Here is an 18,813-nt window from a genome sequence, read left to right as displayed (position 1 = left end):
ATCAATATCAAACCAACAAAACAACACACGAGTCCGAAAGCACTACGATTTAGCTGTTGTCGCTTAGGCGTGGGTCTGCGAAGTGGTTTTTCCAGCAGGTGGTACACTGTTGCTGACAATACGAAAGTAACTGCCAGAACTGCGATTCGATCAGCATTCTCGAGTGGACCCGCACGCCAAAAACCATAGTAGACAGTAGCCGGCCAGTGGATCAGATAGAGCGTGTAGCTAATTCGGCCAAGGTATGCCATGGGGCCGATCCCTAGTGCGACCGGTATGAACCTGCCATTTTGAGCCCAAATGACGAGTGCGGTTCCCAGGCACGGAACAAGAGCATTGTACGAAGGGAATTTACTTTCCTCGGTAACAAAGAATATACCGTAGGCCATCAGACCGATGCCCGTGAGGGCAATCAGATCGGACAGTAGCGAGCGTTTTGGGCCAAGCTTGGGGAGCCAAAGAACTAACCCCCCGAGGATGAACTCATACATACGAAAGGGGGCGAGAAAAAACGTCGTGGTCTCAGCGTCGATAGCTAATTGTTGGATGTAGGTGGGACCCCACCCGTTGAGCAGCAGTTCCCCGGCAAGAAATGAACCGCATCCCACGAATAGCAGCACTATTAAGAGCGCTTTCCTTCCCGACGCTGCTAATGAAAGCGTCCCAACTAGTAGAGCGGGCCAAACAAGATAAAATTGTTCTTCGACTGCAAGTGACCACGTGTGCAAAAGGGGTCTGAGGTTTGCGCCTGCATCAAAATAGCCGCTATTGAGCCAAAAATAGATATTTGAAATGCTAAGCAAACTGTAAACTGCCGACCCTCCCAGATCCTGCGTCAGATCCTTGGGGAACATAAAAAATCCCACCAGAAGGGTCGCCGCGACCACGAGGAGTAGAGTCGGCAGCAAACGCCGCGCTCTACGCATGTAGAAGCGAAAAAAGTCAAACTTTCCCGTTTCACATTTTTCTTCAACGATAATCTTCGTGATGAGATATCCGCTGATCGTGAAAAATATGTCGACTCCGACGAAGCCACCGCCAAATTGCGAATATCCGACGTGAAAAAGTATTACTGACAATACCGCGATGGTCCGGAGGCCGTCGATGTCAGGCCTGTATGTCTGCACGATATCAATCCCCTTAGGCGTGTTTCATAACTCAGCGCGAAACTTGTCGGACTGCTGAGGCGAGCTGTTGATATCGTAACCTATCTGGCTCAGCAGCTCTGATTCTCGTTGAGTGGAATTAGCGGAAGTTATCCGCCTGAATGCAAGCGTGAGATACACTGATGTCCAAAAAGTTCAAATAAAAGGAGCTCCCCATGGACGAGTCTGCACGTCTTGGTCTGCCATACCTGATACCCAATCAGGCCCAGAAACATGTCACCGTAAACGAGGCGTTCCGCAAGCTGGACCAGATGGTTCAGCTGTGCGTGCAATCGAAAGCAATTTCGATCCAGCCCGAGGCGCCTTTGGACGGTGAGGCCTACATCATTCCTGCCAGCGCGACGGGCGAGAACTGGTCCGGCTATGCCGTGAATACAATCGCCACATTCCAGGATGGTGCATGGGCCGTATTCCCGGCACTGGCGGGTATGCGGGCTTACATTCTGGATGAAGCGATGATGCGCGTTTTCAATGGCGCTGACTGGGTGGTTATGGCGGGCGCCGCGCCATCGGAAGAGAGCCCGGTATTGGGGATCAACACGATAGCCGACCTTTCCAATCGCCTGTCTGTGAAATCTGACTCTGTCCTGTTGCAGCATGATGACGTCACACCCGGTAACGGGGATTGTCGCTTAAACGTCAACAAGAGTGCCCCGGCCGCGACTGCCTCTCTTCTCATGCAATCGGGCGCATCAGGGCGCGCGGAGATTGGTCTGACGGGTGATGACGATTTCCACATAAAGGTCAGCAATGATGGAAGCGTGTGGCGGGATGCAATTTCGGTCGACAAGGATACCGGCTTCGTCGGTATCGGGACGGATGCGCCAGCGACACCTTTCCATGTCAATGCGGGCTTGGCGAATGTTGCCTTCAAGCTCGAGGGAACCGATCCGACCATTGTGTTTCAGATGCAGGATGACACGACCACTTCAACTGGCAATGGTCCGATCCTGTTCGCACGCACTGGCGACAACACGCAGTTCTACACGGCGGGCTCTGCGCGCATGACCATCGATGCGGATGGCCAGGTCGGGATAGGGACATCAAGTCCCTCTGCGCGGTTGAATGTTCTTGCCGGCGGCATCGTTGCCGGGTCGCCAACCGGCGGTGACAAGGGCGCCGGCACGATCAACGCCGAGGCTCTATATGATGATAACGCATTGTTGAGCTGTTATGTGCTGGATCAGGCGATCGACGGACGTGTAGATATCGACAAGTGGGATGCGCGCACGCCAGACCGGCATGTTCCCCCGGCAGCGACAATTGCCCGCCATCACGAGCCAGCGCGCCGGTTTGTGGCGCGTATCGGCGGTTCACATGACCCGCTCACACTGGACGGTTACGCCCGGCACTGGAAAGACAAACGCCATCTGACCTCGATGCCGAACGAGGCAACCTATGATCCCGTCAACGGACCGCTCACAATGGGTGAGTGGATTCAGAGACTGGTGGAAACCGCCGAAATCCACGCCGTACTGATCGACACCCTCCATCAGATGCTGAAAGCGTCAGAAAAGACGCCGAAGCCGGAGCGTCCGGGCTAGGTCAGTTCCTTGACGGTCATGTTGAGTTGGTCGGCGAGGTTTGGTGCCTGATGCAGATCATGCTCGTAAATCATGTCTATCAGGGACATGACTTCAAGGGCTTGATCAGAGGACCCGAATTTAACCGGGGCACCGTTCTGGACGCTGTCAAAGAAGAGCTCGATCTCCCGTGCCCATGACTGGTCGATGTGGAAGGTCAGGCGTTCTTCGTCTTCCCATGTTGCCGCTGGCGCCGTTGTGCGGTTCTGAGCGATGGTAAGGATCTCGTCGCCATAGGTCCCTGACGACGTCTTCAAACCGTTCAGCACCATATAGCCGCGCTCCATGAAGACTTCGAGCGAGAACAGGTGTCTCCATTGCGTCATGGTGGAGTGGACCGACGCAGTGACGCCCGTTTGCGTGTTGCGCATGATCGCAAAGACATTGTCTTCGATGCCGGGGGTTTTCCAGTACATGTTGGAGACCATGGCGTGAACTTCGTCGAACGGCTTGCCGGTCAGGTAGAGCAGGAGGTCGAGCATGTGGATGCCCTGATCCAGCAGAATGCCGCCGCCAGCCAGTTCCTTCTTGGCCCGCCATGTGTTCAGATAGTCACCATCCACACTTTTGCCGTAGCGGCTACGCATCCAGAGAATGGAGCCGAACTTGCGGGAGTCCACGATGCTCTTCATCTTGTCGATTGCACCGTGCTGACGGTGATTGAAACCGTACATCAGTACTTTGCCGCTGGCGCGTTCGACTTCCTGAATATCGCGCACATCCTGAGCGCTGAAAGCGGGGGGCTTTTCGCAGAAGACGTGCTTGCCAGCCTTCAGTGCCATGATCGTTTTTGGCTTGTTGAAATAGTTGGGCAGGCAAAGAAAGACAATGTCGATGTCCGGGTCTTCGATGATCTCGTCAATGGAATTGGCGACCGGGTATTTGCAGTCATCGGGGATGTTGACGTCGAAGACGGATTTGATCTGGGCGAAGCCGTGCGTTTCGATCGCATCGGCACGAATTTGTCCCATTTTGCCGAATCCGCAAATTCCAACATTCATTGACATTGTTTCACTCCTAAAACTCTACGCTGGGCGTCGCTAACGGCCATTGGCCGAGACTTCCAGCGGTGACCATATATCGTCGTTTGCGACGGTGAAATTTCCGCCAGAGGCCCGCACCAATGCGAGGCCGCCGGCGACATCCCACCACCTGATTCCTGTTTCTTTGTATCCGTCCAGTTTCCCCTGAGCGACCCATGAGAGGGACAGGGCGGCCGAGCCGATCATCCGTACCTTGCCCCAGGCGTTCAGTGACTCGGCATTCTTTGCCGCGGCTTCGGCATTGGAGCGTGTGGCGGCGGGGATACCTGTTGAGAGGGACAACGGGCCGCCAAGGGCCGCGCGGTCAATGCGTTCGCCGTTGCGATACAGCCCGGCTGTCTCATTCGTGTGGACAAGTTCGTCCCGGACAAAATCATATACCGCGCCCGCTAGCGGCGTCATTCCCTGACAAAGCGCAATGGAAACAGCGCACAAGGGGATTCCGCGCATGAAATTGTAGCTTCCATCCAAGGGGTCGATTACCCAATAGGGTTCATCCGGGCTCGCTGGCTCTCGGAGCCATCCACCCTCTTCAGACATGACGCCCCACGGACTATCGGAAAGCAGTCCGGCGGCCACCATTTCTTCTGAATGGCGATCTTCGGCAAGTTTCACATCTCGCGCCAGCGCGGTGTCTATTGCGGCGTCTGCGAATCGTGAGCGGAGGAAGTCGCCGCTTGCCTTGGCGCTCGCCAGCAAGAGTTCGTAATTGATCACGATGGACATAGCTGGATTATCTACTCGCGTATCAATTCGGTACGGAATTCGAAGCCGTGAGGTGTTCCCTGACCTGAGGGGCTTTTGATAGGGTAGTTGCTCCCCTAGAACAAGGCGTAATGCAGGAGCAAACGGCATGACTCATTCGGGCATTCTGATTTCATGAAACACTTCGAAAATCTTTCCGACGCACTGGTTTCAGCAGCCCGAACGGGCGCCATCTGCTCCCTCCCAACAGACCAGTTGCCCGCCGATTACGAGTCCGCCGAAGGCGTGCAGGACTCCTATCTGAGGGCGTTGGGACTGAAAGGCGGCCATTGGAAGCTGGGCGCAAGCAATCAGGGGTCGCGCGACGGTCTTGGGCTGGCCCGGCCTTTCTCGGGACTGATCCCCTCGACGAACATGATCTCGTCGGGTGACACTCGGCCCATGACCGACTTCAGGCAGCCGGGCGCGGAATGTGAACTGGCGGTCGTCCTGGGGGCTGACCTGCCGCTGAAGCCCGGTGGATATACGCGCGCTGAGGTGCTGGATGCGGTGGCGCGGACCATTGCCGCGATCGAAGTTCCCGAAACCCGCTTCTCTGCGCTGGCAATCCATGGCGGCCTGGCGCTGGTCGCGGACAATGGTGCAGCAGGTTATGCGGTTGCCGGAGAGGGCGTAGAGGGCGCCGATAGTCTCGATGATCTTGATCGCATGGGTCGGCTGATTGTGGACGGTGTCGTGAAGGAGGAGGGTGATGTCAGGCAGCTGGTTGCGTTGCCGTCTGAATTGCTCACCGATCATGTGAATCGCATGGCAGCGAGAGGATGGGAACATCGGCGCGGCGACGTAATCCTGCTTGGGGCGCTGGCCCCGCGTGTGGGCCTTGATGGGCCTGCCAGAATTGTGGCAAGTGTCGACGGTCTTGGGGAGGCCGAGTTGCATTTCGCAGCCGGTTCGTAAGCGGGATACGCATCTCGGGACAGGAGAAAATTTCAATGAACAACACTGCCTCCGTCGCCGTGCTATCGCGTTCCTTTTCCGCGCATGAAAAGCTGGCCGCTGAACTCAATCGCCGCTACAGCGACGTCACTTTGAACGACACCGGGCGCACCTTGGCGGGTGATGAACTCGTCGCCTTTCTGCAGGGCAAGTCCCACGTCGTAGTCGCGCTCGAGAAGATCACCGATGACATCCTTGCGCGGCTGCCTGATTTGAAAGTCATCGGCAAATATGGCGTAGGCCTGAACAATGTGGACCTGCATGCGTGTGAAGCTCACGGAGTCCACGTTGGCTGGACAGGCGGCGTGAATCGCCGGTCTGTCGCGGAGCTTGTGATTGCACTCAGCATAGCAAGCCTGCGCCATGTTGTGAGGTCACATATGGAAATCGTGGGGGGTGAATTTCGTCAGATCAAGGGTCGTCAGTTGCAAGGCCGCAAAGTGGGCCTGCTGGGGTGCGGACATGTTGGTAAGGAAGTGGCGCGGCTCATGCTGGCGCTTGGCTGCGAAGTCCAGGCGCATGATATTCGCGACCTGTCGGAATTCTGTGAGGAAACTGGCGTGAAAAGCGTTTCACTGGATGAACTGGTCGAGACCAGTGAAGTCCTTTCGCTGCACGTGCCGTTCACACCTGCCACGTCGATGATCATCAATGCCGATCGCCTGGCTCGCATGCGGACTGATGCGGTACTGGTCAATACGGCGCGTGGCGGATTGGTGGACGAGGCAGCGCTGAAGCGCGCGTTGCACAATGAGAACATTGCGGCGGCTGCGTTTGACGTGTTTGAACCGGAACCCCCGACGGACATGGACCTGCTGCGACTGCCGAACTTCATCGCTACAGGCCATATTGGCGGTAGCGCTGAAGAAGCCATTTTCATGATGGGCATGGCTGCGATTGAAGGGCTAGAAAACGCCCAACCTGCATTGAGCCATATTCCAGACTATTTGCGCTAAACCGAAAGGCTTGTTGCCGCATGACCAATATCGCGATGATCCCCGCCCGTATGGGCAGCCAGCGTCTGCAAAAGAAGAACCTGGCGCCGTTGAAAGGCGTTCCGTTGATCGTGCACGCGATCCGGAAATGCCGCGAGGCGGGTGTCTTCGACCGCATCATCGTGAATTCCGAACATCCGGACTTCGGGCCGATTGCGCAAGCCGAGGGTGTTGAGTTCCATCAGCGCCCGGAGGAGCTTGGATCCAACAACGCAACGAGTGAAGACTTCGTGACAGAGTTCCTGAAGGCCAATCCCTGTGATCGCGTGTTCCAGGTACACTCGATTGCGCCATTGCTGACAACCGCTGAGGTGCGCGACTTTGTAAGTGCAATGATTGAAACCGATGTCGACGTGCTGCTCAGCGTGGTCGATGATCAGCTGGAATGCCTCTACCATGATGAGCCTGTGAACTTCACGTTTTCCGAGAAGACGAACTCGCAGGATCTCGATCCTGTTCGGAAGGTTTCCTGGTCTATCACAGGGTGGCGCTCTGCGACATTCCTCGCCGCAAAAGAGTCCGGCGGCTGCGCAACATATGCGGGCCGACGAGGCGTGTTTCCCGTCAACAAGATGGCAGGTCATGTCATCAAGACTGAGGAAGATCTGCGGATTGCAGAAGCCTTGTATGACTTCGTCCATCAAGGCGGTGCGGTTGAGGGTGACTGACGGAGTCTGTCGCCTGTTCTAGTGTGCTTCTCGGGCGATCAGGGGTTGATCCGCGTCAGAAGGCAGGGGCCGGACATGAGGCAGTCTCTGGTTCATGCGTAGTGGATTCCACGTCATCGTGCGGAGAAGATCCATCATCGAACGCTTTCTCTTCCGAACACGCCAGCGTGGGTCTGACAGGATCGCCGGTAGATCTCGCACGCCGTGCCAGGTTCCACGTAGTGTGGGTTTGAAACATCCGATCATGGCACTCCGGAAAATGAGATACACCGACAGAACGAGATGAACCGGAGCAGTTAGGACCAGCAAAGGAGTCGGCATATTCTTCGCATAGGTCCAGATGCGGTTGCGTGTTCCGTGATAGGATGAAAAGGCGCTGTGGCGACCAGAAATGGCACTGCCCGCATGGTGCACAACCGCATCCTTGAGGAAGACGCATGGCTCCCCTTCAAGCTGCAGGCGGAAGCCGATGTCGACATCTTCGCAATAACAGAAAAAGCGTTCGTCAAAGCCGCCGATACGCAGGAAAAGTTCCCGGTCATACATTGCCGCAGCGCCGCATGGACTGAAGCAGAAGCCCGTATCGGGTAGCTTGGAAGCCGGATGGCCGAAGCCACCCCGCCAAGGAATGCCGAAGATCAAATACGCATCGCCCGCGCCGTCCAGCATATCCGGGTCGTCGAGGCAGTATTGGGTCGAGGCGAACACATGGCAGCCCGCATAGCGCCGGGAGGCGGCTTGAAGCTTCTCCAGCCAGTTGGCGGACGCTGTGGCGTCCGGATTGAGCAATACGAGCCATTGCCCGCGCGCCAGATTTGCCGCCTGGTTGTTGGCCACCGCAAAACCGACATTGTCCGAATTCTTTGTGAGTCTGGCTTGTGCGATACCAGAGAGATCCAACGTATCTGGCGATCCGTCGGTCGATGCATTGTCGATGACAATCAGCTCAAAGTCCTGAAGCGTCTGGGTCTTCAGCGAATCGACGGCGGCCTGCAAATACGCGCCCCCATTATAGTTCACAATGATCACAGAGAAGCTGATCGCTGAAGACTTGAAGGGCTTCGGCGCGGCGCTTGCGGGGGAAATTGATTCTGTCATACCGATTACAATTGTACGCCCCACTTCATTCCCGAAACCTTACTGGCATGTTCCCTTAACGCCGTCGACCCGAGTGCTGGAAGCAGCTCAAGAGAGGGATATATAGTTTCATATGGAACTATATATTGATTTGCTGTACAGTCCGACCATGACAACTTCACCTGCCAAGAATCGTTACCATGACGCTCCGCGCGCCGCTGATTTCACGATCGATCAGGCGTGGGATACCTACAGCGCGGCAGAGCACGACCGCTGGGATCGGTTGTTCCTGCGTCAGCGAGAGATTGCAAAAGGCCGGGCCTCGGAAGTGGCCCTGAAAGCAATGGCAGAGCTTGAACTGTCCGCGTCAGGTATTCCGAACATGGCTGAACTGTCGGACAAGCTGGAAAAGATCACGGGATGGCGCGTTGTGCCTGTGGCGGAATTGGTGCCGGATGAGATTTTCTTTGACCATCTCGCCAATCGCCGGTTTCCGGCCGGGGCCTTTATCCGACCCGAGGCGGAGTTCGACTACCTCCAGGAGCCGGATATTTTTCACGATATTTTCGGTCATGTGCCGATGCTGGCTGACCCAGTATTCGCTGATTTCATGGAAGCCTATGGCAAAGGCGGACAGCGGGCCATGCAACTCGGCCAGTTGCACAATCTTGCGCGGCTCTACTGGTACACGGTCGAGTTCGGCCTGATCCGCGAAGCGGGCGGTCTGCGCATCTATGGCGCCGGTATTCTCTCAAGCCCCAACGAGACCGTGTTTGCGCTTGAGGATGACAGCCCCAACCGGGTCGCCTTCGACCTGCAGCGTATCATGCGCACCAAATACATCATCGACGACTTTCAGCAGACCTATTTCGTGATCGACAGCTTCGATGCCTTGCTCGATGCCTGCTACCAGGATTTCGGCGGCGTCTATGATGAGGTGAAAAACAAGCCCGACATAGAGGCTCATGAAACCGTGCCAGGCGATGCGCTGATCCATCGTGGATCGCTCGACTATTTTCGCCAGAAGGCGCAGGTCTAGCCGACGCTGAGCGCCAGAATGCGGCTGATCTGGGCATAAGGCAGGCCGCTCTCGGCATGCCAGTGATTGAAGGCTACCTGCACTTTCTTCATCGCGGATTTGGATTTGGCCTCTGGCTTATCCAGCACCTCCTCCCGTACCAGGGCGCGGCAGACATCCCCAGACGTGATCCAGGCATCCCAGCCCGAGAAGCGCAGGAAATACTGCCCCGTCGCTCCGCCAAGGCGTGAGCCGTTTGTGTTCAGGTAGCTGAGAAGCCCGGCCTGGTCGTCAGCGGGCCAGGCAGAGAGGAACGCGCCGAAGCTGCCATGCGCTTTGGCGGTGTCCGCCACGAATTTCGCATTCTCAAGCGTCGCCTTGATCTTCTGGCCATTGCGCACGATACGCGTGTCCGACACGAGCTGCCCCAGCATCTCGTCGCCAAAGAAGGCGAGCCTGTTTGGATCGAAGCCCTCGAAGGCCAGTTCAAACCCGTCCCATTTCACATCAATGACTTTCCAGTTGAAGCCGGCATTGAACACGCAGCGCGTCATCGTGGCGAGATACCGGTCGTCGGGTATTTTCTTCAGGGATTTTGCCTGATGGGCATTCTGCGACATCTCAAGAACAGCGGCGCGATCTCCATGATGCTGCGCGGCGAAATCCACGATGCGGTCAAAAGGGTTCATCTGTCAGGCCTCCCATGAGCAGTCTGTCACAAGGCCCGGAAATGTCTAAGAGTCTTGACCCCATAGGGAAAAGCAGGGATCGCTGGGGGATGCATTATGTCCCCCGAATTCTCGTCACCGGCGGTGCCGGCTTTATCGGCTCCTTCCTGTGCGAGCGCCTGCTGGATACCGGGGCTGAAGTGCTCTGCGTGGACAACTTCTTCACCGGTCGGCGCACCAACGTAGCGCATCTGCTCGACAATCCCCGTTTCGAAGTGATGCGCCATGACGTGACCGTGCCGCTCTTTGTCGAAGTGGACCAGATCTACAACATGGCCTGCCCGGCGAGTCCGGTGCATTACCAGTTCGATCCGGTTCAGACGACCAAGACCAGCGTGCATGGCGCGATCAACATGCTGGGCCTGGCCAAACGGACGCGGGCCAAAATTCTTCAAGCCTCGACGTCCGAAGTGTATGGCGATCCGGAGATCCACCCCCAGACGGAAGACTATTGGGGCAATGTGAACCCGCTGGGGCCGCGTGCCTGTTATGACGAAGGCAAACGCTGTGCGGAGACGCTGTTCTTCGATTATTATCGACAGCACAAGGTCCAGATCAAAGTCGCGCGTATCTTCAACACGTATGGACCGCGCATGCATCCGAATGACGGGCGTGTGGTTTCCAACTTCATCGTTCAGGCGCTGAAGGGCGAAGACATCACGCTTTACGGCGATGGCGAACAAACCCGCAGCTTCTGCTATGTTTCGGATCTTGTTGAAGGCCTGATCCGACTGATGAATACGAGCGACGACGTGACCGGTCCGATCAATCTCGGCAATCCCGGCGAGTTCACGATCCGCCAACTCGCCGAGAAAATCATCGAGATGACCGGTGCGCGATCCAAGCTGGTGCACAAGCCGCTACCGCAAGATGACCCCCGTCAGCGCCAGCCGGACATCACCCGTGCGCGCGATACGCTCGACTGGGAACCGACGATTGCGCTGGAGGAAGGCTTGAAGCCGACGATTGCGTATTTTGACGAAGAAGTCCGGGCGATGCTGGGCTGATCCCGCATTTGCGGGCGCTTTGAGAATTTCCAGCTTCAATCTGCTCCGCCGAAGCAGGTTGTGCGCAAAGGCGCTCTCACAGGAAAATGGTGGGCCCGGCAGGATTTGAACCCGCGACCAAACCGTTATGAGCGGTCCGCTCTAACCAACTGAGCTACAGGCCCCAGCGGCCCGTTTTAGCGTGCTTCTTTGGCAAGGCAATGTGCTGTCTGCCACGCTCTTGCGAATTACGTGCGTAAATGTGGCAGATCGTTTGCATGATCATTGGACACGACCTACACGATGGAGTTGGGGACAAGTCAGGGATGTCAAAATTCATGCAAGGCAACTCAAAGCGGATTCTCGTGCCGGGGGGGGCTGGATATATCGGCTCGCACACATGTGTCGAGTTGCTGAACCGAGGATATACGCCGGTAATTGTAGACAATTTCGTCAATTCCAGCATGGCCGCCATCGATCGGATTTGTCAGATTACGGGCGCAAATGATGTGCCGGTCATCGAAGCAGACATTCGCGACACCGAGGCCATGATAGGTGCTCTGCGCGAGCACGAATGCGAGGCCGTGATTCACTTCGCCGGCCTGAAGGCCGTTGGGGAATCGACTGCCAACCCGCTCGATTATTACAGCAATAATGTTCAGGGCTCACTCAGCCTGCTCGACGCCATGAAACAGACGGGTGTCGGACATATCGTGTTTTCGTCGTCTGCCACTGTCTATGGCACACCGGTTTCGCTGCCTTATACTGAAGACCATCCGCTGGCGCCCACCAATCCCTATGGCATGACCAAATATGCGGTTGAGCTGATGCTGAATGACCTCGTCGCATCGGGCGCAGGTATCAATGCGGGCATCCTGCGCTACTTCAACCCGATTGGTGCGCATCCCACCGGTCTGATCGGCGAGGATCCGAACGGGGTGCCGAACAATCTGATGCCGTTCGTTGCCCAGGTGGCGGTGGGGCGTCGCCCCCATCTCAACGTGTTCGGCAATGATTACGATACGCCGGACGGCACGGGTGTGCGCGACTATATCCACGTCGTCGACCTCGCCGAAGCGCACATCGTTGCGCTTGAGAAACTGCTGGAAAGTCCGGACAGTTTCACAGTCAATCTCGGGTCCGGGAACGGCTATTCGGTCCTGGATGTGGTGAAAGCGTTTGAACAGGCGAGCGGTCGGGAGATCCCGCTCAATTTCGCCGAACGCCGTGCTGGCGATTTACCTGCCTATTGGGCTGATCCCTCCTATGCGATGGAACTTCTTGGCTGGAAGACTCGTTTGACGTTGGAAGACATGTGCCGAGATCAATGGGCCTGGCAAAGCGGCAATCCGGAAGGGTATCCGCAACGCGAAGTCGGAGCCGCCTGACGCGAGTTTGACACAATGCGCTGGTAGCCATCGGTCTCGATCAATAAACCGAGGAGACAACATGCGCACTTTCCGGAATCTGTTCATCGCATCCAGCGCCATCGCCCTGGCAGGAACCCTGTCTGCCTGTGCGCAGATGCCGTCCCAATCGGTTCCAACCGGGACGAGCCAGATGACCTACCACCCCAATTCGATCCAGCCCGAAACCACGTTGGATATTTCCGCGACCGCCAATGTGAAGCGCGCGCCGGACATTGCCTACATCACGGCCGGTGTAAACGAGGAAGCCAAGACCGCAGTTGCTGCAATGGCGGCGCAGGCTGAGGCGATGACCAGCATGATGAACGCGCTGAAGTCCGCAGGCGTCGCCGACAAGGACATGCAGACGTCGAACATCTCTCTCAATCCGGTTTACGACTATGTCGAGGAAACCGATGCCAATGGGCGTCGCAACGGCAAACAGGTTCTGCGTGGTTATTCGGCGTCAAACCAGCTGACCGTCAAAGTGACCAATCTGGATGGTTTGGGTGAAACGCTTGATAGCCTCGTTGTCGCAGGCGGTAACACGTTCTCGGGCCTGAATTTCGCGCTTGAAGATGCCAGTGATGCGCGTGACGAAGCGCGGCGCAAGGCCGTTGCGGACGCAACTGCGCGCGCTGAACTCTACGCTGAAGCTGTCGGCATGCGCGTGTCGCGCATCGTCAACATCTCCGAAAGTGGCGGGAATGAACCTTCGCCTGCACCGATGGGCAGGATGATGGCGATGCACGAATCTGCCGATATGGCATCCACGCCGATTTCAGGCGGTGAAATTGGCTATTCGGCCCAAGTAAATATCCGGTTCGAACTGATCAATTAGGCCAATCAGACATAGCCTTCGGCGAGAAGGTCTTTCATGTCGACAATCCCGACCGGGCGTCCATCTTGCACAACGAATGCGTTGGAGATGCGATGCTCGGTCAATCTCTTGATGACTGCGGACATGCGCTCGTCGAGTGAAATCGTGCGGGGCGATGGCGTCATGATCGCGGCGGCATTTCCGGTCAGCTTTCCTGCCAGCATGGCACGTCGCAAGTCGCCGTCGGTGACCATTCCCACAATCACGCCAGTCGCATCCAGTACGGCCACGCATCCCTTGCGGCCTTCCGAGATGGCCAGAATGACGTCTTCGACAGCCGCGGTTTCGCTGACCGATGGTATATCGTCTGTGCGATCCGCCACATAGTCGCCGGCAGTCTGGAGGGAGCGGCCAAGTTTCCCCCCCGGATGACGGAATCCGAACTCTTCCCGTGAAAAGCCTCGTCGCGCCATCAGGACTATGGTCAACGCATCACCAAGTGCGAGCGCCATGGTCGTTGAGGATGTTGGCGCGAGCCCGTTGGGGCAGGCTTCCGCAACGGTTGGCAGCGTCAGCAATACATCCGACCCCCGACCAAGCGTCGACTCTGCCGCGCGTGACATGCCGATCAGGGGTACCGAATTGGTGCGGCAATAGCGGATCAGATCGACCAGTTCGCGGCTCTCGCCCGAATAGGATATCGCGATCACGACTGAGCCTGGAACGATCATTCCCAGGTCACCATGACTGGCTTCGGTCGGATGGAGGAAGAATGAGGGCGTGCCCGTCGATGCGAGACTGGCCGCGATCTTCTGGCCGATATGTCCCGACTTGCCCACGCCGGCGACAATGATGTGCCGATCCGTGGCCATGATGAGGTCAGCGGCCTTTTCGATGGCCGTGTCCAGACCGGCTTCCAGTTGCTCAAGGGCTTCGCGTTCAATGCGAATTACATTGCGCGCAATATCGATGTCGCTTTCACGGGTCACGTCTGTTCGCTCCTGATGGCTGGAAAGCCTTCTGGGTCAGCCCGCCTGGGCTTGCAAGGGCTGCGTTTCAGATTGGAACCGTGAACTCAGGCGTTACTTCGCGATCTGCATCTGACGCGCTTCGTATTCCGATACGCTCATGATGTGGGTCGTGGGCTGCACAAACGGCTCAACCGGAGTTTCCATCTTTGTGTGTTCGACAATCTCTGGCGTTGGCGCTGGAGCAGGTGCCGTTTCAGCCACGACCAGTTTGTCGTCATCTGCGTCACCGCCACCTTCCGCAATGATCACGCTGATGCGTTTTCCATTCAGCATTGGTTCTGCAGCATCGTTCGGGTGTACAGGCTGCAGGACGCCGGCAAAGGCGAGCTGTGTGTCATGCGCAGGATCGGTGAGCGTCGTAAATGCAGCTTCAACAAGATCCTCGACATGCGCGTTGCGAGACCGGGACGTGTTCCCGCCCAGCATGATCGCAATAATGCGGCTGCCATCGCGCTTGGCAGACGTCATCAGGTTGAATCCGGAGGCGCGGGTATAGCCAGTCTTGATGCCGTCGACGCCGTCTACTTTGCCGAGCAACTCATTATGGTTCTTGTAGGTACGTCCAGCCCACTGGAAGCTGCTGGACGAGAAGTAATGATAATAGTCAGCATGATCGGTGAGCATCGCATCGGCCAGGATGGCAAGGTCACGCGCGGTCGTCAGCTGCTGTGTGTTGGGCAGGCCCGACGCGTTCATGAAGCGGGTATGGTTCATTCCGAGCGATTTGGCCTTCACAGTCATCAATTGGGCAAAGCGGCTTTCGGTGCGCCCGAGACGCTCAGCCACAACCACAGCGACATCATTGGCCGATTTGCTGACCAGCGCGCCAATTGCGTCGCGAACTGTCATGGTCGAGCCGGTGCGAAGCTTGAGGTTTGAAGGGGGTTGGCTCGCCGCGTGGCGCGAGACAACGAGCCGCTCATCCAGGGTGACCTCGCCGGTCTTCAGCGCGTCAAACAGCATGTAGAGGGTCATGACCTTGGTGAGGGAGGCCGGATAACGCGCTTCATCGGCATTGCGGGCATGAAGTACTTCATGAGTATCCGCATCGATCACGATGGAGGCGTACTTTTCGGCGTGAGCAGATTGGGCAAACAGGCCTGCCGCCATCAGCGCCACCGCTATAGTGAGTGCTTTCAGGACAGGTGGTAGTGCGAGCCGCATCATGTTCTCTCCAAAAATGAGTTAACCCCGGCACCCGAGGATTAAACTAGAGTCCGTCAAATCGGTTGACCACATCTTAACGCAGGCCCCAGCCTCACAAATCTGTAATCAGGTTTCAAGCCTTGCAATTTTCATGCGAATTTAAAAATGCTGCGCCGCACAATAATTGTTGCAATTGCTCGGATTTTACGCTACGTTAGGGTATCCAGCGTGAAAAGGATCCTCCCCATGGCGACAACAAAAAAGACCACTCCCAAGTCTTCTCCGAAAGCCAAAGCGGAAGCGCGTGTGGCAGATTCGGCAACAAAAATGATTGATGAAGGCATGGAACAAATGACAGGTCTCGCAGGCAAGTTCGGTGGTTATGCGGAAGGCGGCATGAAAGCCCTCGCAGAACAAGCAGCATCTTCTTCGGAAATGATGCGCACGATTGGCGCCCGCAACATGGACTTCTTTGCTCGCACGCTCGAACAGGGTGTCGAAGCCACGCAGTCGCTGACCGGCGCAAAGGATCCACGCGAAGCAATGGAAATACAGTCCGGCTTCGCCAAGAACCTTCTCTCGGCTTACACGTCCGAAGTCAGCGCACAGGCTGAACTCTGCATGTCTGCTTGGCGCGACGCGACGAAGCCGTTCATGGCTTTCGCACCCAAGTAAGCGCTTTCTTGTTTCCCGGCCAGGCTAGCGGGCTCTGGGGCGTAGAGTGGCGTAGATAATTTGAGCCGGGCCTGTTTGGCCCGGTTCTTTTTTTGCCCGGACTTTGTTCAATGTCAGATGCAGAATGCGCTGGCGAATCCGTTGCGCTTGCTCCTACAGTTGTGCATGACCGATTTTCTCGATTTCCAAACCCTTCAGCGGCCCAAGTCGCCGAACACGTATCTGGTTGCACCGGCGGGCTTTGCTGACCAGGCTAGCCCGGACGAAGAAGGCCCGATTTTCTTCTGCAGCACAGACAGTCTGTTCAGCCAGGTCGAGGCCCTTGTGGCCATGCGCAAGGACTGGAGGCTGAAGGCGCTCGACGCCCAGGCGGGTCGCATCAGCTTCATCGCGGTGTCGAAACTGTTCAAATTCAAGGATGATGTGGATATCGCCATCCTGCCTTCAGACGGGAAATCCACGCTCGCAGTCTATTCTGCATCCCGCGTGGGCTATAGCGATATGGGCGCGAATGCGAAGCGCGTGAATGACCTCCTCACCAGTCTCCAGGTGACCTGAATTCAGGCAGATTGTGCTTTTGCCGCGTATCCGCTCTTCAAAGTCGGGCAAGAACGTATATCTTGGTAACTATGAGCGGTGACCTGAACCATTCCAGCACGGATCCAATACGGCTAAATCGGCCCGGACCCGGCGACCCACCAGGGGGCGGGCAGGCTGGCGATGATGATGGGACGAATTTCGGTCTGTCCACGCAAACGCGCGTACGGACCAAGAAGCCGTCGCTCTACCGTGTGCTTCTGTTGAATGACGATTACACGCCGATGGAGTTTGTCGTCTACGTCCTGGAACATTTCTTCAATCGTTCCCGGGAACAGGCCACGCGCATCATGCTTCATGTCCACCAAAAGGGCGTGGGGTTGTGCGGTGTCTATACTTATGAAGTGGCCGAAACAAAGGTCGCGCAGGTATTGGACCTTGCCAAACGCCATGAACATCCTCTCCAATGTGTCATGGAGAAAGACGACTAGAAACACTCACTCCGGAAGGCCAGTCACTTGCCACGTTTGTCCCCCTCCCTAGAGACCGCACTCGAAAAGGCCCTGACGTTCGCATCAGAGCGTGATCATGAATACGCCACACTGGAACATTTGCTTCTGGCGCTGACGGAAGATGAGCATGCCCGCGAAGTGATGGGCGCCTGCAAGGTCAACATTGACGCCCTCAGCGCCGACCTCAGCCGATACATTGACGAAGAGCTTTCCAGCCTGACAGTGGATGAAGGCGAAGGCCGCGTTCAGCCGACCGCTGCGTTCCAGCGTGTTGTCCAGCGCGCCATCCTTCACGTTGAGAGCTCGGGCCGCGACGAAGTTACCGGCGCGAATGTGCTGGTCTCGATCTTCTCTGAACGTGAAAGTCACGCTGCCTACTTCCTGCAAGAGCAGGACATGACCCGTTATGACGCGGTGAATTTCATCTCGCATGGCGTGGCCAAGCAGCCGGGCATGTCGCGCCCATCCAGTCCACGCGGTGCGGAGGCTTCGGAAGAAGAGCCGGTCAAGCAGGGTCATGAGGCGCTCGACGCTTACTGTGTGAACCTGAATGACAAGGCGCGCTCCGGCAAGATCGATCCGCTGATCGGCCGGGACATGGAAGTGAACCGCTGCATTGAAGTGCTCTGCCGTCGCAGCAAGAACAATCCGATCCTCGTCGGCGATCCCGGTGTGGGCAAGACGGCGATCGCCGAAGGCCTGGCCAAGAAGATTGTCGATGGTGAAGCCCCTGAAATTCTGGACGAGGCTGTTATCTGGTCGCTCGACATGGGCGCCCTGTTGGCCGGTACGCGCTATCGCGGTGATTTCGAGGAACGACTCAAATCCGTGATGAAGGAATTGGAGCAGCAGGAAAAAGCTATCCTGTTCATTGATGAGATCCACACCATTATCGGCGCTGGGGCGACCTCCGGCGGCGCGATGGATGCGTCAAATCTGCTGAAGCCTGCGCTTCAGTCCGGTGGCCTGCGTTGCATGGGGTCGACCACCTTCAAGGAATACAAACAGCATTTTGAAAAGGACCGGGCCCTGTCGCGCCGGTTCCGCAAGATCGATGTGGTTGAGCCAACTGTTCCGGATACGATCAAGATTCTCACGGGTCTTAAGTCCCGCTTCGAGGATTTCCACGGCCTGCGCTACACGAATGATGCCATCAAATCGGCAGTTGAACTCGCAGATCGCTACATCACCGACCGCAAATTGCCGGACAAGGCGATTGATGTGATCGACGAGGCTGGCGCCGCGCAGTGGTTGTTGCCTACGTCGAAACGCAAGAAGACGGTGGGGCAGAAGGATATCGAGGCAGTCGTGGCCAAGATCGCCCGCATCCCCCCCAAACAGGTTTCGACCGACGATGCAGCCGCGCTCAAATCACTGGAGACCGATTTGCAGCGGGTCGTGTTTGGCCAGAACGATGCCATCACGGCGCTTTCGGCAGCCATCAAACTCGCGCGTGCCGGCCTGCGTGAACCGAACAAGCCAATTGGCTCGTACCTGTTCACCGGTCCAACCGGCGTCGGCAAGACCGAAGTTGCCAAACAACTCGCCTCCATCATGGGCGTCGAGATGCTGCGCTTCGACATGTCGGAATATATGGAGCGTCACACCGTTTCTCGTCTCATCGGCGCGCCTCCGGGCTATGTCGGCTATGATGAGGGCGGCCTGCTGACCGATGGCGTCGACCAGCATCCGCACTGCGTGCTGCTGCTCGACGAAATCGA

19 protein-coding genes and 1 tRNA gene are annotated in these 18,813 nt (G+C 56.9%); 12 read left to right on the top strand and 8 right to left on the bottom strand.

Annotation, left to right across the window (positions count from 1 at the left end):
• Nucleotides 1–1,127, bottom strand: a 1,127-nt coding sequence (locus B4F73_RS06635) for an acyltransferase family protein (RefSeq protein WP_290482805.1), incomplete at its 3' end; no start/stop codon positions are given.
• Nucleotides 1,128–1,321: 194 nt separating this feature from the next.
• On the opposite strand from B4F73_RS06635, the gene B4F73_RS06630 reads away from it, so the two are divergent.
• Nucleotides 1,322–2,710 (top strand): DUF2793 domain-containing protein, encoded by a 1,389-nt coding sequence (locus B4F73_RS06630; RefSeq protein WP_290482804.1) that lies wholly within the window; start codon nt 1,322–1,324, stop codon nt 2,708–2,710.
• Here B4F73_RS06630 and B4F73_RS06625 read toward each other — a convergent pair.
• Together B4F73_RS06625 and B4F73_RS06620 are read right to left on the bottom strand one after the other, a co-directional pair.
• Nucleotides 2,707–3,756, bottom strand: a complete 1,050-nt coding sequence (locus tag B4F73_RS06625) for a Gfo/Idh/MocA family protein (RefSeq protein ID WP_198019709.1) — start codon at nt 3,754–3,756, stop codon at nt 2,707–2,709. The genes B4F73_RS06630 and B4F73_RS06625 overlap by 4 nt on opposite strands.
• A gap of 33 nt (nt 3,757–3,789) precedes the next feature.
• On the bottom strand, nt 3,790–4,518 hold the full coding sequence (locus tag B4F73_RS06620) for an inositol monophosphatase family protein (RefSeq protein WP_290482803.1): 729 nt from the start codon (nt 4,516–4,518) through the stop codon (nt 3,790–3,792).
• A 153-nt stretch (nt 4,519–4,671) separates the two neighbouring features.
• Here B4F73_RS06620 and B4F73_RS06615 point away from each other — a divergent pair, with 153 nt between their 5' ends.
• From B4F73_RS06615 to B4F73_RS06605, 3 genes are read left to right on the top strand one after another with little or no spacing between them, the layout of a single operon-like run.
• Nucleotides 4,672–5,454, top strand: a complete 783-nt coding sequence (locus tag B4F73_RS06615; protein WP_290482802.1) for a 2-keto-4-pentenoate hydratase — start codon at nt 4,672–4,674, stop codon at nt 5,452–5,454.
• Between the two features lie 35 nt (nt 5,455–5,489).
• Nucleotides 5,490–6,449 carry a phosphoglycerate dehydrogenase gene (locus B4F73_RS06610; protein WP_290482801.1) on the top strand — a complete coding sequence of 320 codons (960 nt, stop codon included), beginning with the start codon at nt 5,490–5,492 and terminating at the stop codon, nt 6,447–6,449.
• 20 nt (nt 6,450–6,469) lie between these two features.
• Nucleotides 6,470–7,156, top strand: a complete 687-nt coding sequence (locus B4F73_RS06605) for a cytidylyltransferase domain-containing protein (protein WP_290482800.1) — start codon at nt 6,470–6,472, stop codon at nt 7,154–7,156.
• 18 nt (nt 7,157–7,174) lie between these two features.
• Here the strand turns inward: B4F73_RS06605 and B4F73_RS06600 are convergent, their stop codons facing one another.
• The gene (locus B4F73_RS06600) at nt 7,175–8,254 is read right to left on the bottom strand and encodes a glycosyltransferase family 2 protein (RefSeq protein WP_290482799.1); all 1,080 of its coding nucleotides are present in this window, start codon (nt 8,252–8,254) and stop codon (nt 7,175–7,177) included.
• Between the two features lie 112 nt (nt 8,255–8,366).
• Here B4F73_RS06600 and phhA point away from each other — a divergent pair, with 112 nt between their 5' ends.
• Entirely contained in the window at nt 8,367–9,272 is a 906-nt protein-coding gene (gene phhA, locus B4F73_RS06595; protein WP_290482798.1) for a phenylalanine 4-monooxygenase, read from the top strand.
• Here phhA and B4F73_RS06590 read toward each other — a convergent pair.
• Nucleotides 9,269–9,940, bottom strand: a complete 672-nt coding sequence (locus tag B4F73_RS06590) for a DNA-3-methyladenine glycosylase I (protein ID WP_290482797.1) — start codon at nt 9,938–9,940, stop codon at nt 9,269–9,271. The two genes, phhA and B4F73_RS06590, sit on opposite strands and share 4 nt — an antisense overlap.
• Nucleotides 9,941–10,029: 89 nt before the next feature.
• Between B4F73_RS06590 and B4F73_RS06585 the strand changes: the two genes are divergently transcribed.
• The gene (locus B4F73_RS06585) at nt 10,030–10,986 is read left to right on the top strand and encodes a UDP-glucuronic acid decarboxylase family protein (RefSeq protein WP_034810955.1); all 957 of its coding nucleotides are present in this window, start codon (nt 10,030–10,032) and stop codon (nt 10,984–10,986) included.
• An 87-nt stretch (nt 10,987–11,073) separates the two neighbouring features.
• On the opposite strand, the gene B4F73_RS06580 is transcribed toward B4F73_RS06585, so the two are convergent.
• A tRNA-Ile gene (locus B4F73_RS06580) sits at nt 11,074–11,150 on the bottom strand.
• Nucleotides 11,151–11,291: 141 nt separating this feature from the next.
• Between B4F73_RS06580 and galE the strand changes: the two genes are divergently transcribed.
• Together galE and B4F73_RS06570 are read left to right on the top strand one after the other, a co-directional pair.
• Nucleotides 11,292–12,353, top strand: a complete 1,062-nt coding sequence (gene galE / locus B4F73_RS06575) for a UDP-glucose 4-epimerase GalE (protein WP_290482796.1) — start codon at nt 11,292–11,294, stop codon at nt 12,351–12,353.
• A 61-nt stretch (nt 12,354–12,414) separates the two neighbouring features.
• The gene (locus tag B4F73_RS06570) at nt 12,415–13,212 is read left to right on the top strand and encodes an SIMPL domain-containing protein (RefSeq protein ID WP_290479791.1); all 798 of its coding nucleotides are present in this window, start codon (nt 12,415–12,417) and stop codon (nt 13,210–13,212) included.
• 5 nt (nt 13,213–13,217) lie between these two features.
• Here B4F73_RS06570 and B4F73_RS06565 read toward each other — a convergent pair whose 3' ends face one another.
• Together B4F73_RS06565 and B4F73_RS06560 are read right to left on the bottom strand one after the other, a co-directional pair.
• A complete protein-coding gene (locus B4F73_RS06565; RefSeq protein ID WP_290482795.1) occupies nt 13,218–14,180 on the bottom strand; it encodes a KpsF/GutQ family sugar-phosphate isomerase in 963 nt (320 codons plus the stop codon).
• Nucleotides 14,181–14,273: 93 nt separating this feature from the next.
• Entirely contained in the window at nt 14,274–15,389 is a 1,116-nt protein-coding gene (locus B4F73_RS06560) for a D-alanyl-D-alanine carboxypeptidase family protein (RefSeq protein ID WP_290479789.1), read from the bottom strand.
• A 225-nt stretch (nt 15,390–15,614) separates the two neighbouring features.
• Here B4F73_RS06560 and B4F73_RS06555 point away from each other — a divergent pair, with 225 nt between their 5' ends.
• From B4F73_RS06555 to B4F73_RS06540, 4 genes are all read left to right on the top strand, one after another.
• Entirely contained in the window at nt 15,615–16,043 is a 429-nt protein-coding gene (locus B4F73_RS06555; RefSeq protein ID WP_206991117.1) for a phasin family protein, read from the top strand.
• A 165-nt stretch (nt 16,044–16,208) separates the two neighbouring features.
• Nucleotides 16,209–16,601, top strand: a complete 393-nt coding sequence (locus B4F73_RS06550) for a DUF1499 domain-containing protein (protein ID WP_290479788.1) — start codon at nt 16,209–16,211, stop codon at nt 16,599–16,601.
• Between the two features lie 71 nt (nt 16,602–16,672).
• Entirely contained in the window at nt 16,673–17,071 is a 399-nt protein-coding gene (gene clpS, locus B4F73_RS06545; RefSeq protein ID WP_206991115.1) for an ATP-dependent Clp protease adapter ClpS, read from the top strand.
• A gap of 27 nt (nt 17,072–17,098) precedes the next feature.
• The coding region (locus B4F73_RS06540) for an AAA family ATPase (protein ID WP_290482794.1) at nt 17,099–18,813 on the top strand (1,715 nt) is incomplete at its 3' end.

Origin of the sequence: Hyphomonas sp. UBA3601 (assembly GCF_002375605.1) — a bacterium.
Classification (GTDB): Bacteria; Pseudomonadota; Alphaproteobacteria; order Caulobacterales; family Hyphomonadaceae; genus Hyphomonas.
This window is presented reverse-complemented; position numbering and strand designations above follow the sequence as displayed.